Here is a 15,809-nt window from a genome sequence, read left to right as displayed (position 1 = left end):
AATTGAAAGGAATTTGGGTGTGTATGTTCATATATCTAAGTTTTTTATGAAAGTTTAAATGGACAGGCAACGTTTAATAATTGTAAAGGGTCAAGCCTTTATGCCATTAAATCCAATTGTATTGACGGAGAAGGAGATCATAGATGGTTGCAAAGCAGGAAAACCGATTGCTCAGAAAGCTTTATTTCTGAAATACGGTCCTATTATGCTAACTGTTTGTCGTCGCTATGCCCGCCATCAAATGGAGGCTGAAGACTTTGTCCAGGATGGATTTATCCGCGTTTTTAAAAACATTGACAAATTTAAAGGCGAAAGTGCACTGGGAACTTGGATCAGTAGAGTCATGATTAATAATGCGCTTAAACATTTGGCCAAGTCGGCATTTAAGAAAGAGGCCATTGGAATTTCTGAGCATTATGACAAAGACATTGATCCTGGAACCTATGCGAAGCTTTCAGCTGACGATATTTTGAAATTGATTGATGAACTTCCAGCAGGGTATAAAATTGTATTTAACCTATATGCTATCGAAGGCTACTCACACAGAGAAATTTCAGAACAACTCGGCATTGGTGAAAGTACTTCCAGGTCACAGCTATTGAAAGCGAGAAGGATGTTACAAGAAAAATTTGTAGAGCTCCAAAAGATAGCAGTATGAGCGAGATGGACAGAATATTACGCAAAAAGTTATTCGAACATGAGTCTGCGATGCCGGACGATATGTGGTCCAGAATCGAATCGGGACTTGAGGAAAAGAAGAGAGATAAGGGTTTTGCATGGTTATGGCTAATTGGTATTCTTTTTATGGCTACATCTGTGGGCGTTTGGTTTTATGCCAATGGGTTATCAGAAGGAGATCAAGAATTTCTCCAAGATACAGAGTTTGCTTTGGGAAAAGAAGCCCAGGAACCTGTTCAAAAAACACAAGACAAGCCACAGCCTTACCGGACCAATGAACACCAGGAAATCAATATTCAAACTCCTCCTCCAAAGCCAAATAGCAGTAAACCAGTCGCTAAAATTGACGAAGTAGTGATATTGAATTCTGAATCGCTTGGTGAGGTAAAAAAATCTAATATTGTTGAAACCCCTGCGGTACAATCTTCTAAAAAGCGAGTGTCTCAAGTTTCTACAAAAAAAGATCTGGCACAAACCGAAATACAGAAAGATCTTTTGATGACCTCTCAAATTCCAAGGCTCAGTTTAACTACTATTGAACAAGCAGCTCATGTCTTTCCTGACCCATTAAAATGTACCACATTTGCAAGGAAAAGGACTGCAAACATTTTTGGTGAAGTCTTTTATAAGCCAAGTTACGCACATGCTATATTGCGTACAAATTCCTCTGAAGTGGGCCAAGATTACCTTGATCAAAGGAAAGAAACAGAATTTTCGCTTTATTCCTGGTCGGCAGGTGTCAATTTGGGTTGGGTTTCAGCCTATAACATTGGATTAAAAGCAGGTTTGGAATATGAAGTGATCAACGAAAGATTTGTGTTTGAAGATCCAGACGCCATTAGAAATCAAACGGTCATAACCATAGACACAGTTTTCAATAGTGATGGAACGTTTCAGACCACATCAGATACCAGTGTAGTTCAGGTCAGCGGTACAGAAGTACAGCGTATTCATAACTACCACAAATCTTTCAGTATACCCATTATCATGCTTTACCAGATGAACTTTGGAGATTTTGCGATAGAATTTAGCGGCGGACCGGTTTTTAATATAAACTATGCCAACAGAGGGAAAATATTGGATCCGACCAACCAGGATAGATGGTTCACAAAGGGAGCGTCTGGATCTTATGATGTTTTTAAAGATAGATTAGGCATAAGTCTCTCTCTTTCAGTGAGCGCCATGTATTCAGTTAATAAACATATTCAGGTATTTGCAAGACCTGATTTTAAGTACAACCCCACTTCAATTAGTAGAAATTCAAGTCCTTTTACGCAGCGATACCTTAATTCGGGGATTGCGATAGGGATGAGATATTATTTGTCTGGAAATCCTAATTTCTAGGCAACGAATGAGAAAAGAAATGAGTCTAATTAATAAATATAAAAAAGGAATGAAGAATCTTAAAGTGACGACGTTCCTGTTTACGATCATTATTTTAGTCAGTGGGTGTTACAAAGATAACATCATGTTTGAACCTGATGACATAGAAGTACCTGTATTAGAGATTAAAGGTAATATAGAAAATTTCTTTTCAGCTGTAGCTGAACAGCCAATTAGTAGCAGCTTCAATGCAGAAGAAGGAATACAAATCATCACACCTAACCAAACCGTCATTCAGGTTTTCGAGAATAGCCTCGTAGATCAAAGTGGTAATCTGGTTCAAGGGGATGTGAACTTTAGCTACCTTGAAATTCTGAATGCGCCGGAATATGCCTTTTACAATTTGCCTACGATTTCTGATGGCATTAGACTACGTACAGAAGGTGTTTTTCGGTTTGAAGCTTATCAGGATGGCAAACCCCTTGCCTTTAAAGATGGTAAAGGCATCGTTGTTCGGTTACCGGACAATGAACCTGAGTCAGATATGCAACTTTTCTATGGTGATGAAAGCGGTGACCGATTTAATTGGGTTCCGGTAAATGAATCCAATACAGGAGTCAATCCACGGCTTGAAATTACAGAGTGGTTTTTTCAGGTGGACTCACTGGAGCAGGATTTTGTGGAAGGGTTTGGCTACTTGTTCACCTGCGATTTATTCAAATGGATCAATGTCGATATTTTTGCGGATGTTGCTCCTGAAGACAAAACGGAAGTGTGCGTTGAATTACCCGAAATTTATACCAATAAAAATACGGTGGTCTTCATGTATTTCGATGGGCGTGCATCGATATTAGGATTGTATCCGGATGCTGACAATATGAACTGGTGTGAATCCTATGGAGCGACACCCATCGGTTATGACATAACATTATTTTCTATTTCTGATCAGGGAGAGGATACTTATCATTTTGGATTAGAAGAAACTAAAGTTACCAAGGACTTACGAGTATTTATTGAGCCTGAAGAGAAATCTTTAGATGAAATTTTAGAAGTTATCAAATCATTAGAATAGTTAGTTGTAAGATTTCGTAAACAGGGCCCGGGGAGGATCATAAGATTTTCTTCGGGCATTTACGCTTTGATAGAACTTGGTCAACTAATTATAAAAATCTTTGACGATATAGAGCGGTCTACCCCTTGATTCATCATAGATTCTTGTAATGTACTCACCCAATATCCTGATAGAAGCCAATTGTACGCCACCAAAAAAGAAAATGGCTATGATCAGGGTCGTAAAACCTTCCGGGACTTCTCCTGAAATCAACCTTTTCGACAGTAAGTAGATCGTGTAAATAACTGTCAACCCAATAGTTATGAGCCCTAAGTTGCCAAGAAACTTTATGGGAAAATTGCTGAAGCTGAAAACTCCATTATAGGCCAGCTGAACAAGCTTGGAAAAACTGTACTTGGTCTCTCCAGCAAGTCTGCTATCCCTTTCATACTCAACGCCCACTTGCTTGTATCCTACCCAATGTCTGATGCCTCTTATGAACAAACTCTGTTCAGGGTTCTGGATAATGTGGTTCCGAACCCTTTTTGTCATCAGGCAGAAATCTCCACTATCTAATGGAATTCCTTCTGCTGACATGTACCTCAATAAGCGATAGTATAACCAGTAAGACCACTTCTTAAAACGGGATTCTTTTCTTTTTTTACGGACTGCATAGACGACATCATAATCTCCGGAGATCATTTTTTTGTAGAACTTTTCAAAAACTTCTGGTGGATCTTGTAAATCACCATCCATGATCCCAATCAATTCACCGGTGGTATGATTGAGGCCTGAAAGTATGGCTCCTTGATGTCCAAAATTTCTTGAGAGGTCAACAATCTTTAGTCTTTTGTCCTTTTGATGAATGCTTATAAGTTTTTCTAAACTGGTGTCACTACTGCCATCATTCACACAGATGATTTCGAATGCCATCCCTAAAGGTTCAAGTGCATTGACCGTCCGTGTGTATAATTGATCAATGATTAATTCCTCATTAAATATGGGTATGACGATCGAAATCATAAATTCTTATCAGTTTATTTTGTTCCTTTTGCCAATTCAGATCCAATGCCGCAAGTTGAGCATTCTTACACTTTTCTTCATAGACAGTCTGTTCCTTATCAATTTCAAGAATCCAGGACGCCAGTTGTTCTGCACCGTCAACATGCTTTGTATAACAACAATTATACCTTTCGTTATATCGCTCATATTCTGGAAACGGGCTGTTTAAGCTTGGTATTCCTGCATGCATATAATCGAAGAACTTATTAGCTAGGCTAAATTCGTAACTTTGAGAAGAATCGTCTAAAAGATTATAACCTAAAAACGACTGTGCAGTGTGCATCATCAAGTTTTCAGGTGTCACCCAAGACTTGAAAACTACACGTTCACCGGCCATTTTTCTGAGATCTATACCGCAATCGCCTTCACCTAGAATCCAGACCTGAAAATTTTGAGGCAAGTAATTAGTTACCTTGACCAACAACTCTAACATCCTGCCTTTGTTGAGCACACCTTGATAGATGATGATTTTTTTATCTGCTTTCCCGACTGTTTTCACGCTCTGACTTGAATATGGTAAGTTGCGGATCACTTGAAAAGGAAGGCGGTGCAAATGCATGTAATAATCCGCAAGGCTATGAGATACTGTATAAGCGCGGTTCACTTTGGGCACGCATATTTGCCCAATTCCAAACCAAAATTTTGCAATAGCCTTTCGGGACTGTATTTCCATGGACTCTTCATACAATTCATGTGCATCGAAAACAAGCTTACAAGACTTTATCTTTGCAGCCAATGTACAAGCAGGTAAGGTATCATAATCTATAGACCCGATAATATCGACTTTGTTAAAAAGTAATTTTAACAGCAGTCTCAGATTGAATTCAGCATAAAATAGAAAACCTCTGCTAAACCAACAACGAATGGTGTCAGAACTGCTCCTACTATGAATCAATCGATCAAACACCCGAACGTTAAATTGTTTTCTCAAAGCATCCGTTGATCTTTTAATCCTACGATCGTAATTAAAGTCATTGGTAATACAAAGTATGATACTCTTCATTGTTTACGAATGCTTACTTTGTTACCGGAGAATTGTATAAGGCTCTGCTCAGCTAGATTTTCAGCTATTGATTTTAGTTTATTTCGCTTATTCAATGGCCATAAATTCAACAAATCATCCACTTTCATCGATGATTTGCTTAATGCAGAAAGAATCAGATCCTTACCTTCTGCGAATTCGCTCTTACTAAAAGCAGTATCAAAAGCACCTTTACACACATCGCAGACCTGACATTTATGGGCATTCATCTCGTCAAAATACTCGAGAAGTTGGATTGCTCTGCATTCCATGCTCACCACATAGTCCACCATTTTCTCAAATCTTGTTCTCTTTGCAGAATAAAAGGCTTTTAGTGCACGGGCATCGAAAGATAGATTAGCTACAGGAAGTCTTTCTGTCAAATATTCCAAGGATTCGTCACCATCACTGTTCATATAGTCTATCAATTCCATTTTTTCTGCTTTCAGCATGACCTGTTTAAGTTGCAGCTCGGTCCAGCTTAATTTTTTCCAAATGGATTCAAGTGAAACCGATATGTGACTATAAAGGAGACCCTCATAATTTCGTAATAAGAATTTGACCAATTTTGCGACATCTGAATCCAATTGAAGTAAGTTATTTAATACCGACTTGCTAGCGACAATCTTAATTCTATCACTGGTCAAAAAAGAGGCATTGACTCTTAAGTATTCATTTTTCTCCAGCGTTTGCAAAGCAGATTTAAGTTCGATCTTATTCGTATTTGTTTTTTGAATAAAAGCCTCTGAATTAAATTTGAAAGATTGACCTGCACCGCCTTCTGATGGGATATTCAAAAACTTACCGATTTCATTGTAAATGTCTTTAATTCTCTTGATCGTTGGAATACTATTCTCGTAATGAAATTCTAATTCTTGTAGATCATAGTTATTATACATCAAAACTGCATAAGCACGCTCTCCATCGCGTCCTGCTCTGCCGATTTCCTGTATATATTCCTCCAATGATGGAGGCAAGTCATGATGGATTACAAGCCGAACATCGGATTTGTCTATTCCCATACCAAATGCACTGGTACAGACCATACAGTTTATTTCACTATTTAACCACTTTTGTTGTCTTTTCTTTCTTTCGCTGATGGGAATATCAGCATGATACACGGCCGATTGAACTCCATTTTTGACCAACATGGAATTGATTTCATGACAATGCCTTTTATTTCGTGCGTAAATGATTTTGCTACCTGAAACCCTACTTATATAGTGTAAGACATCTCTCAATTTACGATTTGACCTGACCACTGATATGGATATATTAGGTCTGGAAAAGCTGGACTTTAATATTTTTGGCTTCGTAAGTTCAAGATAGCTGACTATGTCTTCAATGACTGGTTGGGTGGCAGTCGCAGTTAAGGCGATTACAGGAATTTCTCCCAAATTTTCTTTGATTATATTAAGCTTCAAATATGATGGCCGAAAATCATGCCCCCACTGCGAAATACAATGTGCTTCGTCCACAGCAAAAAGGTTGATCTTCATTTGTTTCAACCGAACCAGAACCACTTCAGAATTTAGCTTTTCTGGAGATAGAAACATGAACTTGAAATCGCCATAAATACAATTGTCCAGCAATTCATCTTGTCGCTTTTTAGATTTGCCCGAGTGAATGGAACAAGCTTTGATGCCTCTTGAGGTCAAAGACTGCTCTTGATCTTCCATTAGAGCGATGAGTGGCGAGACTACAATGCATATGCCATCCATCATCAAGGCAGGCAGCTGATAGCATAATGACTTACCAGCACCTGTGGCCATAAGACCTATGGTATCATTGCAATTCAGTATCGAAGTAATGATATCACCCTGAATACCACGTAATTGGTCATAAGCCCAGTACTTCTTTAAAACTGTAGTGATATCTTCCTGCAGAACCATAGTGCAAGATAGAAACCAGTTTAAAACTTAGGACATTTGGAGGTATTAATTCTTTTTCTGGATTTTTGGTATCCGGTTGCTGATCCGAAGTCGACCAGATTATAAGACACGCCGATGTGCAATGAAAAGTAGTAGTCCCTAACTGTAGGGTTGCCCCTTTGCCGATCATTGAGTGTACCTGGCTCACCGTTTAAAGTCCGATCAGACAATTGCGCAGCAATTTCTCCACGAGCTGCCAAAAGCGCATTATAATCCGGATAAGTGGTACTTAAATCATCCAAATAGTCTGAAAAAGTTACTCTCCAATTCAACTCTGTGTTGAAATTTAAAACCTCATTGATCTTAAACTTAATGCCTCCTCCAAAAGGTAAAGCCAATTGATACAAAGAGTAGAATTCTCTTTCTGGATAGGCCTCCAGCCCCTGGCCTTCTGTTCCCAATGGCCGTAACTCATATATCTGTCCTTCGAATTCGGTCAATGGATTGTAATAAAATCCTCCAATACCACCCATGGCATACAGCGTAAAAATAGATCCATCGTTGAGAGGTTCATACTTAAAAAAGTTTATTTCTGCAGTGACAGCCGCTTCATACAGATTAGTAAAGAATGAAAGATTTCTGTTTCTGCGGCCTTCTGATTCAGATTTGGCATCATCAGCAGCCAATCTTGCATAAGTGAGTCCTCCCTTAACATTGACGTACGGTGACAAATTGTATCTTAAATATGCCGTAGCTGACGGCAGTGAAGTGCTTAAGACCTTACCTATTTTATCGGAAGACATGTCTCCATTATAATTGGAAATCCCGATTCCACCACCAGCTTCAAAATATCCATACTGTGCGTGAAGGCCAGACCAACATTGACCTAAAAACAAACTGAACAATAATAATTTAAAGATCTTCAAAGAAAAAGTTTTGTTATCGAAATCTTAAAAGTGGAACAAATTACTAAAGTAACTCGTTCACTCTGGTATTATTTTACTTTTAAACGAAAAAGAAGGTGAAATGTAATATATATTAAATTTTAAACGGAATTTAATACTTTTACGCCCTTTATTATTAAGCTATCTAAATTATAGAGAAACGATGAAGTTCATTAAACTTTTTGCTCTCGTTTTATTAGCCCAGACGGTAATAGGACAAGGACAACCATCCCAAAACTGGTTTCACCTCGACCCTGAGGAAGACGGCGTACTCGGTGTGAGTACTGAGCAGACATACAACAATCTTTTGAAAGGCAGGTCTTCAGAAACGGTAGTAGTGGCCATTATAGACTCTGGAGTCGATATCGAACATGAAGATCTCCGTGAGAATGTTTGGGTCAATGAAGACGAAATCCCTGCGAATGGTAAGGATGATGATAATAACGGCTACGTAGACGATGTCCATGGTTGGAACTTCATCGGAGGTCCAGATGGAAAGAATGTTGGTCCAGACACTTATGAAGTAACTCGACTCTATGCAAAATTAAAATACAGATATGAGGATGCAGATCCAAAGCAACTCAATAAGGATCAAAAAGAAGAGTACGAGCAATTTTTAAAGTACAAGGAAGAAACAGAAAGTAAGCGTCTTGCAGCTGAAAATAATTACAACAAGATTCTCGAAAATGAAAAATTATTGATGGGTGCCATCAATGGACTAGAGGATGCCTTAGGCGAGAATGAAGTTACGATAGAGAACATAAGAGCCATTGAATCCAGTGAGCAGTCCGTCATGATTGGAAAAAGTGTTGCAGAAAACTTCCTTAATGCAGGTGATACCCTTGAAGACCTCTCCATCATTGAAGACGAAATCGCCAGTCAATTGGATGCGGCCAAAAAACATTATAAAAATCAAATGGATTACGCATATAATCCTGACTTTGACTCCAGAAAAATAGTTGGGGACAACTATGCTGATCAAAGAGAAAGGTTTTATGGCAACAACGATGTAGAAGGCCCAGATGCATTTCACGGTACACATGTGGCTGGCATAGTCGGTGCGGTAAGAAATAATGATAAGGGAATGAATGGAATTGCCGATAATGTCAGAATCATGTCCGTTAGAACAGTTCCTGATGGGGATGAGCGAGACAAAGACGTAGCGAATGCCATCAGATATGCGGTTGATAACGGAGCGAGCATTATAAATATGAGTTTTGGAAAAGGATATTCCTGGGATAAAAGTGTAGTTGATGATGCAGTAAGATATGCCAGAAAAAATGATGTTTTATTGGTCCACGCTGCAGGCAATAGCTCTCAGGATAATGACAACACAGACAACTTCCCAAATAACACATATGCTAAGAAGAAATTGTTTGGTAAAAAGTCAGCTGACAATTGGCTGGAAATTGGAGCTCTGAATTATGCACAGGGAGAATCGATGTCTGCCCCATTCAGTAATTATGGAAAAAATGAAGTAGATGTTTTCGCACCGGGCATGGCCATCTATTCTACGGTCCCAGATAATGAATATGAAAACGCACAAGGAACCAGTATGGCATCACCGGTGGTTGCTGGAGTGGCAACGGTACTCAGATCCTATTTCCCTTCTTTGACAGCCAGACAGGTTAAAGATATCATTATGGAAAGTGCTGTAAAGCAAAACGCCAAAGTGAAGAAACCCGGAAGTGATGAGATGGTAAACTTTAGTGATCTAAGTGTGACTGGAGGAGTTGTCAATATGGAAGAAGCTGTCAAGCTCGCCATGAAGACAAAAGGTAAAAAGCGGATCAAGCGTAAAAAGAAGAACAACGACAAAGCTTAGAATATTACAGAGCTGCAGGAATATCTTGCGGCTCTTTTTTTTCAATATTGTGTTTTTGATTGGAAAAATCGGTACAATTTGAAATAATCAAATTTGTGCTTAAGTGATATGAATTTTTTCGACTACATCACTACCTATTTCTTCGTTCAACAATTTTCTTAGCTTATCCTTGCTCAAATGAAACTCATTCTTTAGAGGCGCTGAATCTAGTTTGATATATAATTCCTTACCGTACAATTTAATACTTAAGGTGTGTTGATTTACACTATTGCCCATCTTTTCTTTCCAGATCTTTTGGATTTTCGCATTGTAAAAACCGGGATTGATCTTACTTTGCTTTATATATTTATCGAGAACCTCCTTAATCGGCAGGTCATTCTTCTTCACTGTCATGTGTATTTTTTATTTGCTTTCCTTGTTCAATAACAATTTTCAAATAAGATGCATTCATCTTTTTAAGAATATTAGTCACCCTTTCTGAATCCGTATCACTGATGAACACCTGATCCACTTCTTCAGCTTCCAATAATTGAATCAACTGCTCTACTCGATGATGATCTAATTTGTCAAATAAATCATCCAGCAACAAGATAGGCTTAATTCCTTTCTCGGTTGCGAGTATTTTGAATTGAGTCAATTTAATAGCCAGTATAAAAGATTTGGTTTGTCCTTGTGATGCAAATTGCTTTACTGACTTTCCATCCATCTTAAAATTGAGGTCATCTTTATGTATGCCAATGGTAGTTCGACCTAATATTCTATCTTTTTGCAAGCTGTTCTTGCTTTGATCGAGAAATGAATCTTGCGCTAGCTGTGATTTATAAGTACAACTACCTTTTTCCTGACCTCCAGAAATGATGCTGTATTTTCGCATAAATATCTCTTCGAATTCAGAAGTAAAAGATTGACGATATTGATAAATATAGTTTGCAGCTTCATCCATTTGTTCAGTGTAGGTCATCAACATTTCATCAGCTAAACCACCAGATTTGAGACCAAGTTTGAGATATGCATTCCTTTGGCGGAGTAAAGAATTATAGGTCAGTAAGTTTTCAAGGTAAAGGTTATCCATCTGAGAAATGGTGTTATCCATTAGCTTTCTCCTTTCAATACTTCCATCCAACAAAAGGTTTTGATCATTGGGAACGATAAATACAACGGGAAAACGACCAATGTGATCAGACAACTTTTCATATGCCTTGCCGTTGACCTCAAAAATTTTCTTTTTACCTTTTTCAAACTTACATACAATTTTTGAATGATCTACCATTGCTTCAGTTCGCAAAAAATCTTCTTTGCTATTTATCAAATGCTTGTCCACATGAACAAAGTTACTCTTGGTCATACAGGAAAAATAGATAGCGTCCAGTAGATTAGTCTTGCCCATACCATTGTTTCCTACGACGGCATTGTACTTCGGATTAAATTTAAAAGACTCCTTTTTGTAATTTTTATAATGGGTGAGCCTGAGCGATTGGATATACAAGAAATGGTTAATTTATGCTTTAAAATGCAAATGTACAACAAACATAATGGATATTAAATCCTTATATATTCAGGTTCAGAAATAATATTTTATCTTTATGAGTTCAAAAAATAAACAGAAATGGCAGAAGTAGCAGAGAAAAAGCCTTCCAAGAAAAAATCAGAGAAATACGATAAGCAAACTTATCTCAAATGGTATGAGACGATGTTGAGAATCAGGAGATTTGAGGAAGCGACTTTACAAGCCTATGGAAAGCAGAAAGTCAGGGGTTTTTGCCATGTGTACATCGGTCAGGAAGCCATCGCTGCGGGCTTGGTTACAGCCATCAGACAGGAAGATCCGATTGTCACTGCTTACAGACAGCACGGAATTGCCCTCAGCAGAGGTGTTTCGTCTGAATCGTGTATGGCTGAACTTTATGGTAAAGAAACAGGGTGCGTGAAAGGAAAAGGTGGCTCTATGCACTTCTTTTCTAAAGAACATTACTATTTCGGAGGTAATGGTATTGTTGGTGCACAGATACCTATTGGAACCGGAATTGGATTTGCTGAGAAGTATAAAGGTACCGATAACCTTTGTGTGACCATGTTCGGAGACGGTGCTGCGAGACAAGGGGCTTTATATGAATCATTCAATATGGCGATGTCCTGGAATTTGCCAGTTCTTTACATTTGTGAAAACAATGGATATGCTATGGGGACTTCTGTATCCAGAACATCCAATGTAGCAGACATTTACAAAATTGGTGAGGCCTTTAATATGCCTTCAGAGCAGGTCGATGGAATGAGACCTGAATCAGTACATGAAGCCTTAAAGAAAGCTGCTGATCATATTAGAGATGGAAAAGGTCCCTATTTTCTTGAGATCAAGACTTACAGATATAAAGGCCACTCCGTTTCTGATCCGGCAAAGTATCGTACCAAGGACGAATTAAACAGTTACAAAGAGAAGGATCCAGTTAAAATGACTGAAGCAAGAATCCTTGATGATAAAATTGCTTCTAAGAAAGAAATAGAAGAGATTAAGAATAAAATTAAAGAGGAAATTGCTGCTGCAACAAAATTTGCAGAAGAGTCGGAATATCCTCCAGCTTCAGCACTTTACGAAGATAATTACGTGCAGAAAGACTACCCTTTTATAAAGGACTAGTCATTGCTTAATAAATAATAAGGAAAGGCCCTGTGATCATCTTCACAGGGCCTTTTTAAATTTTATATCGATGAGTTCGTAAACCAGATGATCAGTTGAAAATCTAATTACTTCCCTCGGAACATCTGCTCGCTATTATTTAGATCGACATCTGCCATTCTTCCGGAAGGATCTATTTTAACAGATTCTATTTCAGATGGCTTTACATCTATCATGAATTCATAAGTTCTGTGTGTCCATGGCCAATCTTCATGAGTGATTACGTTTTTTTGACTAAAACTCTTTTCACCCCGCATAATTCGCATTGGAATATAGTGTAGCACGATGTCACCATCTTTTTTCTTTACTTCAACCTCTATCGGCATTGGCATGTCACCGATTCGCTCCAGAACAATCTTTGTGTTATTGTTTTCTGCCATGACATTGGACACTTTATAATCAATATACTTGGTGGTGTAGACTAAATATTCTTTGTACCAGTCTAATTCTATTCCAGATTCCTTCTCCATGATTCTGATGATGTCATTAGGGGTTGGATGCTTAAACTTCCACTCATTGAAATACCTTAACAACCCTCTTCGAAAAGGTTCATTACCAATGATGTATTCTAATTGACTTAAGAACACACTGCCCTTGGTATAAGCGCCCTGACCATAAGCCGTATTGGTGTTGTAATGGTCAGAGTGTGTGCTCAGTGGCTCTTCGATTCCAGATTGAGAAAACATGGCATAACCTTGCGTGCTTCTAACATGCGGATTATCGACCGCTTCGCCGGGAATTAATCCCTTTGATCTCAAATGATTCATGATTTCAGAAGAAGCAAAACTCGTGAAACCCTCATCCATCCAGGGGTACAAACTTTCATTGGTAGCCAACATAAACTGATACCAACTGTGCATCCATTCATGAACACTTACACCTACTAAACTGGTCAGGCTTCTCCCACCAGTTATTAAAGTAATCATCGGATACTCCATACCGCCATCGCCACCTTGAATGAAAGTATATTGAGGATACTGATACTGACCGTAATTCTTATTCATATAACGAAGTGCTTCATCCATAATGACTGGCAACATCGCCCAGTTTTCACTGGTCTCTTCTCCTGGCTGAAATATGAAGTGCATCATGGTCCCATCGTGAGCCACCTTGCTAATATGTTGGTAGTCCGGGTCGGCTGCCCAGGCAAAATCTATCACATTTTCAGCTTTCCAGTTCCACGTTACTTTGCTGTCTAGTTTTGGCTGTCCAAGATCACTGGCCTGGTAACCATAGCCAATGTCATTGGCATTCTGCAATAATCCTGTTGCACCCATCTTATATTTCGAATCCATGGTAATATTGACCTCAAAGTCGCCCCATACACCATGGAATTCTCTTCCGATATAAGGATTAGCATGCCAACCCATATGATCGTACTCCGCTAATTTGGGATACCATTGTGTCATAGAATAAGATATACCTTCCTTGTTGTCCCGGCCGGATCTCCTGATTTGCAATGGAACCTGTGCCTCCCACTCCATTTCGAAAACGGTTGATGATCCAGGTAATATTGCTTCATTGAGTTCTACCTCTAGAATGGTGCCTTCTGTTTCGAATTCCAGGTCGTTACCATCCTGCCTTAGGCTTTGAACCTTCTGAAAGCCAATCTCATCCTCTTTTAGCTTCGAAATGCGTGTACTTACACGAGGATCCGGATCTTGAATAGTTCTGGATCTTTCGTCCATCATACTTCCGGGCTGGAAGGCATTAAAATATAAGTGATAAAATACCCGATGTAGTGTGTCGGGTGAATTATTGGTATATTTTAATATTTGCTTACCACTATATTGATGCTTCGAAACATTGAAGTCAATATCCATCTTATAATCCACTTCTTGCTGCCAATAACAGTCCTGAGTATAGATCATGGGACTGGTTATCACCAAAATCACAATCATTAAATTCTTCATTAAACCTTTATTTTGTTAGTTTTGCAAGATAAAAATACTTAGCGTGAAGAGAAATATTATCGTACTTACCTTACTAATTATCATAGCAGCGGTATCGAGATTTATACCTCACGGATACAATTTTACACCTATAGCGGGCATGGCACTTCTGGGAGGAGCTTACTTTAAAAAGAAATATTTGGCCATATTAGTTCCTATTGCCGTTCTATTTGTGACAGATGTGATGCTCAACAATACTTTGTACAGAGCTTTTTTCCCCGATCACGAAGGCTTTGTTTTATTTTCTGATTTCATGATCTATACCTACTTAGGTACAGCCCTAATGGTTGTGGTGGGAATGGGTTTATTGCACAAAATCACAGCACCTCGCTTACTAGGTAGTGTATTATTTTCCACCATCATTTTCTTTCTTGTTACCAATTTTGGTTCATGGATTGCAAATCCGGTATATCCACAAAATCTTGGAGGTCTTATGGCTTCCTACGTAGCAGGTTTGCCATTTTTGAGCGGTCACCTTATCGGTAACCTGGTATACACCTTTATTTTGTTTGGAGCTTATGAATTAATCGTGCATCGCGAGATTAATGTACTTGCCAGACTGAGTTAAGGATCATTAAAATGAATTGATAATCCTTGTGAAATCATCTGATTTCAAGGAAGCGCCTCCGACTAAGCCACCGTCTACATCCTGCTGTGAGAATATCTCTACTGCATTAGAAGGTTTTACACTACCTCCATATAGAATCGGTACCTGAGCTGCAATTTCTTGTGAGTACTGAAGGGAGATGGCATTTCGCAGATGAGCATGCATTTCCTGTGCTTGCTCTGGAGTTGCTGTTTCACCCGTTCCTATTGCCCAGATGGGTTCATAAGCAAGAATCAATTTCGAAAATTGTTGCTCTGTAAGATGAAATAGACTGTCTTTTAATTGGTCAGTCACATACTCGAGGTGTTTACCACTCTTTCTAATCTGAAGTGATTCTCCACAACAAAAAATAGGAATCAAATCATTTTCCAGGGCGATATCCACTTTCTCGGCCAGTTCGCTATTGCTTTCTGCAAAATCTGCTCTTCTTTCGGAGTGACCCAGAATAACGTATTTCACACCAATGGAAGCAAGCATAGGTGCTGAGATTTCACCTGTGTATGCGCCAGAAGGCTGGGAGTGACAATTTTGTGCTGCTACCTCTAACCCTTCAACATATAGTACTTGATCTACAATCATTTTAAGGTAAATGGACGGCACTCCTAAAATGGTTAAAACCGATTCATCCCTCGAAGCATTAGCTATTGCGCGAGACAATTGCATTGCGTCTTCAAAGGTTTTATTCATTTTCCAATTTCCGGCAGCGATTTTCAATCTAGACATTTTCACATTTTTCGTTTCGAGTTCGAATATATAGTTTTAAATGAAATCAGTTTAACTAATTAAGTAATTAGCTTACTT

The 15,809-nt window shown here is 38.7% G+C and carries 14 protein-coding genes; 6 read left to right on the top strand and 8 right to left on the bottom strand.

The features are described from left to right. Positions 1-121 precede the first annotated feature (121 nt). From L2567_RS16800 to L2567_RS16790, 3 genes are read left to right on the top strand one after another with little or no spacing between them, the layout of a single operon-like run. Positions 122-658, top strand: a complete 537-nt coding sequence (locus L2567_RS16800; RefSeq protein WP_235298973.1) for an RNA polymerase sigma factor — start codon at positions 122-124, stop codon at positions 656-658. After that, the gene (locus tag L2567_RS16795) at positions 655-2,022 is read left to right on the top strand and encodes a hypothetical protein (protein WP_235298972.1); all 1,368 of its coding nucleotides are present in this window, start codon (positions 655-657) and stop codon (positions 2,020-2,022) included. Before L2567_RS16800 ends, L2567_RS16795 begins: the two co-directional genes overlap by 4 nt. A 49-nt stretch (positions 2,023-2,071) precedes the next feature. Continuing rightward, complete coding sequence (locus L2567_RS16790) at positions 2,072-3,073, top strand: hypothetical protein (protein WP_235298971.1); 1,002 nt, start codon at positions 2,072-2,074, stop codon at positions 3,071-3,073. Positions 3,074-3,157: 84 nt separating this feature from the next. Here L2567_RS16790 and L2567_RS16785 read toward each other — a convergent pair whose 3' ends face one another. From L2567_RS16785 to porG, 4 genes are read right to left on the bottom strand one after another with little or no spacing between them, the layout of a single operon-like run. Further along, a complete protein-coding gene (locus L2567_RS16785) occupies positions 3,158-4,075 on the bottom strand; it encodes a glycosyltransferase family 2 protein (protein ID WP_235298970.1) in 918 nt (305 codons plus the stop codon). Further along, positions 4,047-5,117, bottom strand: coding sequence for a glycosyltransferase family protein (locus L2567_RS16780; protein WP_235298969.1), 1,071 nt, complete (start codon positions 5,115-5,117; stop codon positions 4,047-4,049). The genes L2567_RS16785 and L2567_RS16780 overlap by 29 nt, the downstream gene beginning before the upstream one ends. After that, the gene (locus L2567_RS16775) at positions 5,114-7,027 is read right to left on the bottom strand and encodes a RecQ family ATP-dependent DNA helicase (protein ID WP_235298968.1); all 1,914 of its coding nucleotides are present in this window, start codon (positions 7,025-7,027) and stop codon (positions 5,114-5,116) included. Before L2567_RS16775 ends, L2567_RS16780 begins: the two co-directional genes overlap by 4 nt. 20 nt (positions 7,028-7,047) lie before the next feature. Beyond that, positions 7,048-7,932, bottom strand: coding sequence for a type IX secretion system protein PorG (porG, locus tag L2567_RS16770; protein ID WP_235298967.1), 885 nt, complete (start codon positions 7,930-7,932; stop codon positions 7,048-7,050). A gap of 181 nt (positions 7,933-8,113) precedes the next feature. Between porG and L2567_RS16765 the strand changes: the two genes are divergently transcribed. Next, positions 8,114-9,775: a S8 family peptidase gene (locus tag L2567_RS16765; RefSeq protein WP_235298966.1), complete on the top strand. Its 1,662-nt coding sequence runs from the start codon at positions 8,114-8,116 to the stop codon at positions 9,773-9,775. A 99-nt stretch (positions 9,776-9,874) separates the two neighbouring features. Here L2567_RS16765 and L2567_RS16760 read toward each other — a convergent pair whose 3' ends face one another. Both L2567_RS16760 and recF read right to left on the bottom strand, forming a co-directional pair. Next, the gene (locus tag L2567_RS16760; protein WP_235298965.1) at positions 9,875-10,168 is read right to left on the bottom strand and encodes a DUF721 domain-containing protein; all 294 of its coding nucleotides are present in this window, start codon (positions 10,166-10,168) and stop codon (positions 9,875-9,877) included. Beyond that, positions 10,149-11,261 (bottom strand): DNA replication/repair protein RecF, encoded by a 1,113-nt coding sequence (gene recF, locus L2567_RS16755; RefSeq protein WP_235298964.1) that lies wholly within the window; start codon positions 11,259-11,261, stop codon positions 10,149-10,151. Before recF ends, L2567_RS16760 begins: the two co-directional genes overlap by 20 nt. A gap of 120 nt (positions 11,262-11,381) precedes the next feature. Here recF and pdhA point away from each other — a divergent pair, with 120 nt between their 5' ends. Further along, positions 11,382-12,410: a pyruvate dehydrogenase (acetyl-transferring) E1 component subunit alpha gene (gene pdhA, locus L2567_RS16750; protein WP_235298963.1), complete on the top strand. Its 1,029-nt coding sequence runs from the start codon at positions 11,382-11,384 to the stop codon at positions 12,408-12,410. A 107-nt stretch (positions 12,411-12,517) separates the two neighbouring features. Here pdhA and L2567_RS16745 read toward each other — a convergent pair whose 3' ends face one another. Continuing rightward, complete coding sequence (locus L2567_RS16745) at positions 12,518-14,362, bottom strand: M1 family metallopeptidase (RefSeq protein ID WP_235298962.1); 1,845 nt, start codon at positions 14,360-14,362, stop codon at positions 12,518-12,520. 43 nt (positions 14,363-14,405) lie between these two features. Here L2567_RS16745 and L2567_RS16740 point away from each other — a divergent pair, with 43 nt between their 5' ends. Then, positions 14,406-14,969, top strand: coding sequence for a DUF6580 family putative transport protein (locus tag L2567_RS16740; RefSeq protein WP_235298961.1), 564 nt, complete (start codon positions 14,406-14,408; stop codon positions 14,967-14,969). Between the two features lie 6 nt (positions 14,970-14,975). Here L2567_RS16740 and tpiA read toward each other — a convergent pair whose 3' ends face one another. Beyond that, positions 14,976-15,731: a triose-phosphate isomerase gene (gene tpiA / locus L2567_RS16735; RefSeq protein WP_235298960.1), complete on the bottom strand. Its 756-nt coding sequence runs from the start codon at positions 15,729-15,731 to the stop codon at positions 14,976-14,978. Positions 15,732-15,809: the final 78 nt, after the last annotated feature.

This window comes from Portibacter marinus (assembly GCF_021533195.1).
In the GTDB taxonomy this organism is placed as follows: domain Bacteria; phylum Bacteroidota; class Bacteroidia; order Chitinophagales; family Saprospiraceae; genus Portibacter; species Portibacter marinus.
Note: the sequence above shows the minus strand (reverse complement) of the source record. Positions and strands in the feature narration are given on the sequence as shown.

Coding starts and splice junctions, on each gene's coding strand:
- L2567_RS16795 (WP_235298972.1), top strand. CDS start 655: ATGAGCGAGATGGACAGAATATTACGCAAAAAGTTATTCGAACATGAG.
- L2567_RS16790 (WP_235298971.1), top strand. CDS start 2,072: ATGAAGAATCTTAAAGTGACGACGTTCCTGTTTACGATCATTATTTTA.
- L2567_RS16785 (WP_235298970.1), bottom strand. CDS start 4,075: ATGATTTCGATCGTCATACCCATATTTAATGAGGAATTAATCATTGAT.
- L2567_RS16780 (WP_235298969.1), bottom strand. CDS start 5,117: ATGAAGAGTATCATACTTTGTATTACCAATGACTTTAATTACGATCGT.
- L2567_RS16775 (WP_235298968.1), bottom strand. CDS start 7,027: ATGGTTCTGCAGGAAGATATCACTACAGTTTTAAAGAAGTACTGGGCT.
- L2567_RS16765 (WP_235298966.1), top strand. CDS start 8,114: ATGAAGTTCATTAAACTTTTTGCTCTCGTTTTATTAGCCCAGACGGTA.
- L2567_RS16760 (WP_235298965.1), bottom strand. CDS start 10,168: ATGACAGTGAAGAAGAATGACCTGCCGATTAAGGAGGTTCTCGATAAA.
- pdhA (WP_235298963.1), top strand. CDS start 11,382: ATGGCAGAAGTAGCAGAGAAAAAGCCTTCCAAGAAAAAATCAGAGAAA.
- L2567_RS16745 (WP_235298962.1), bottom strand. CDS start 14,362: ATGAAGAATTTAATGATTGTGATTTTGGTGATAACCAGTCCCATGATC.
- tpiA (WP_235298960.1), bottom strand. CDS start 15,731: ATGTCTAGATTGAAAATCGCTGCCGGAAATTGGAAAATGAATAAAACC.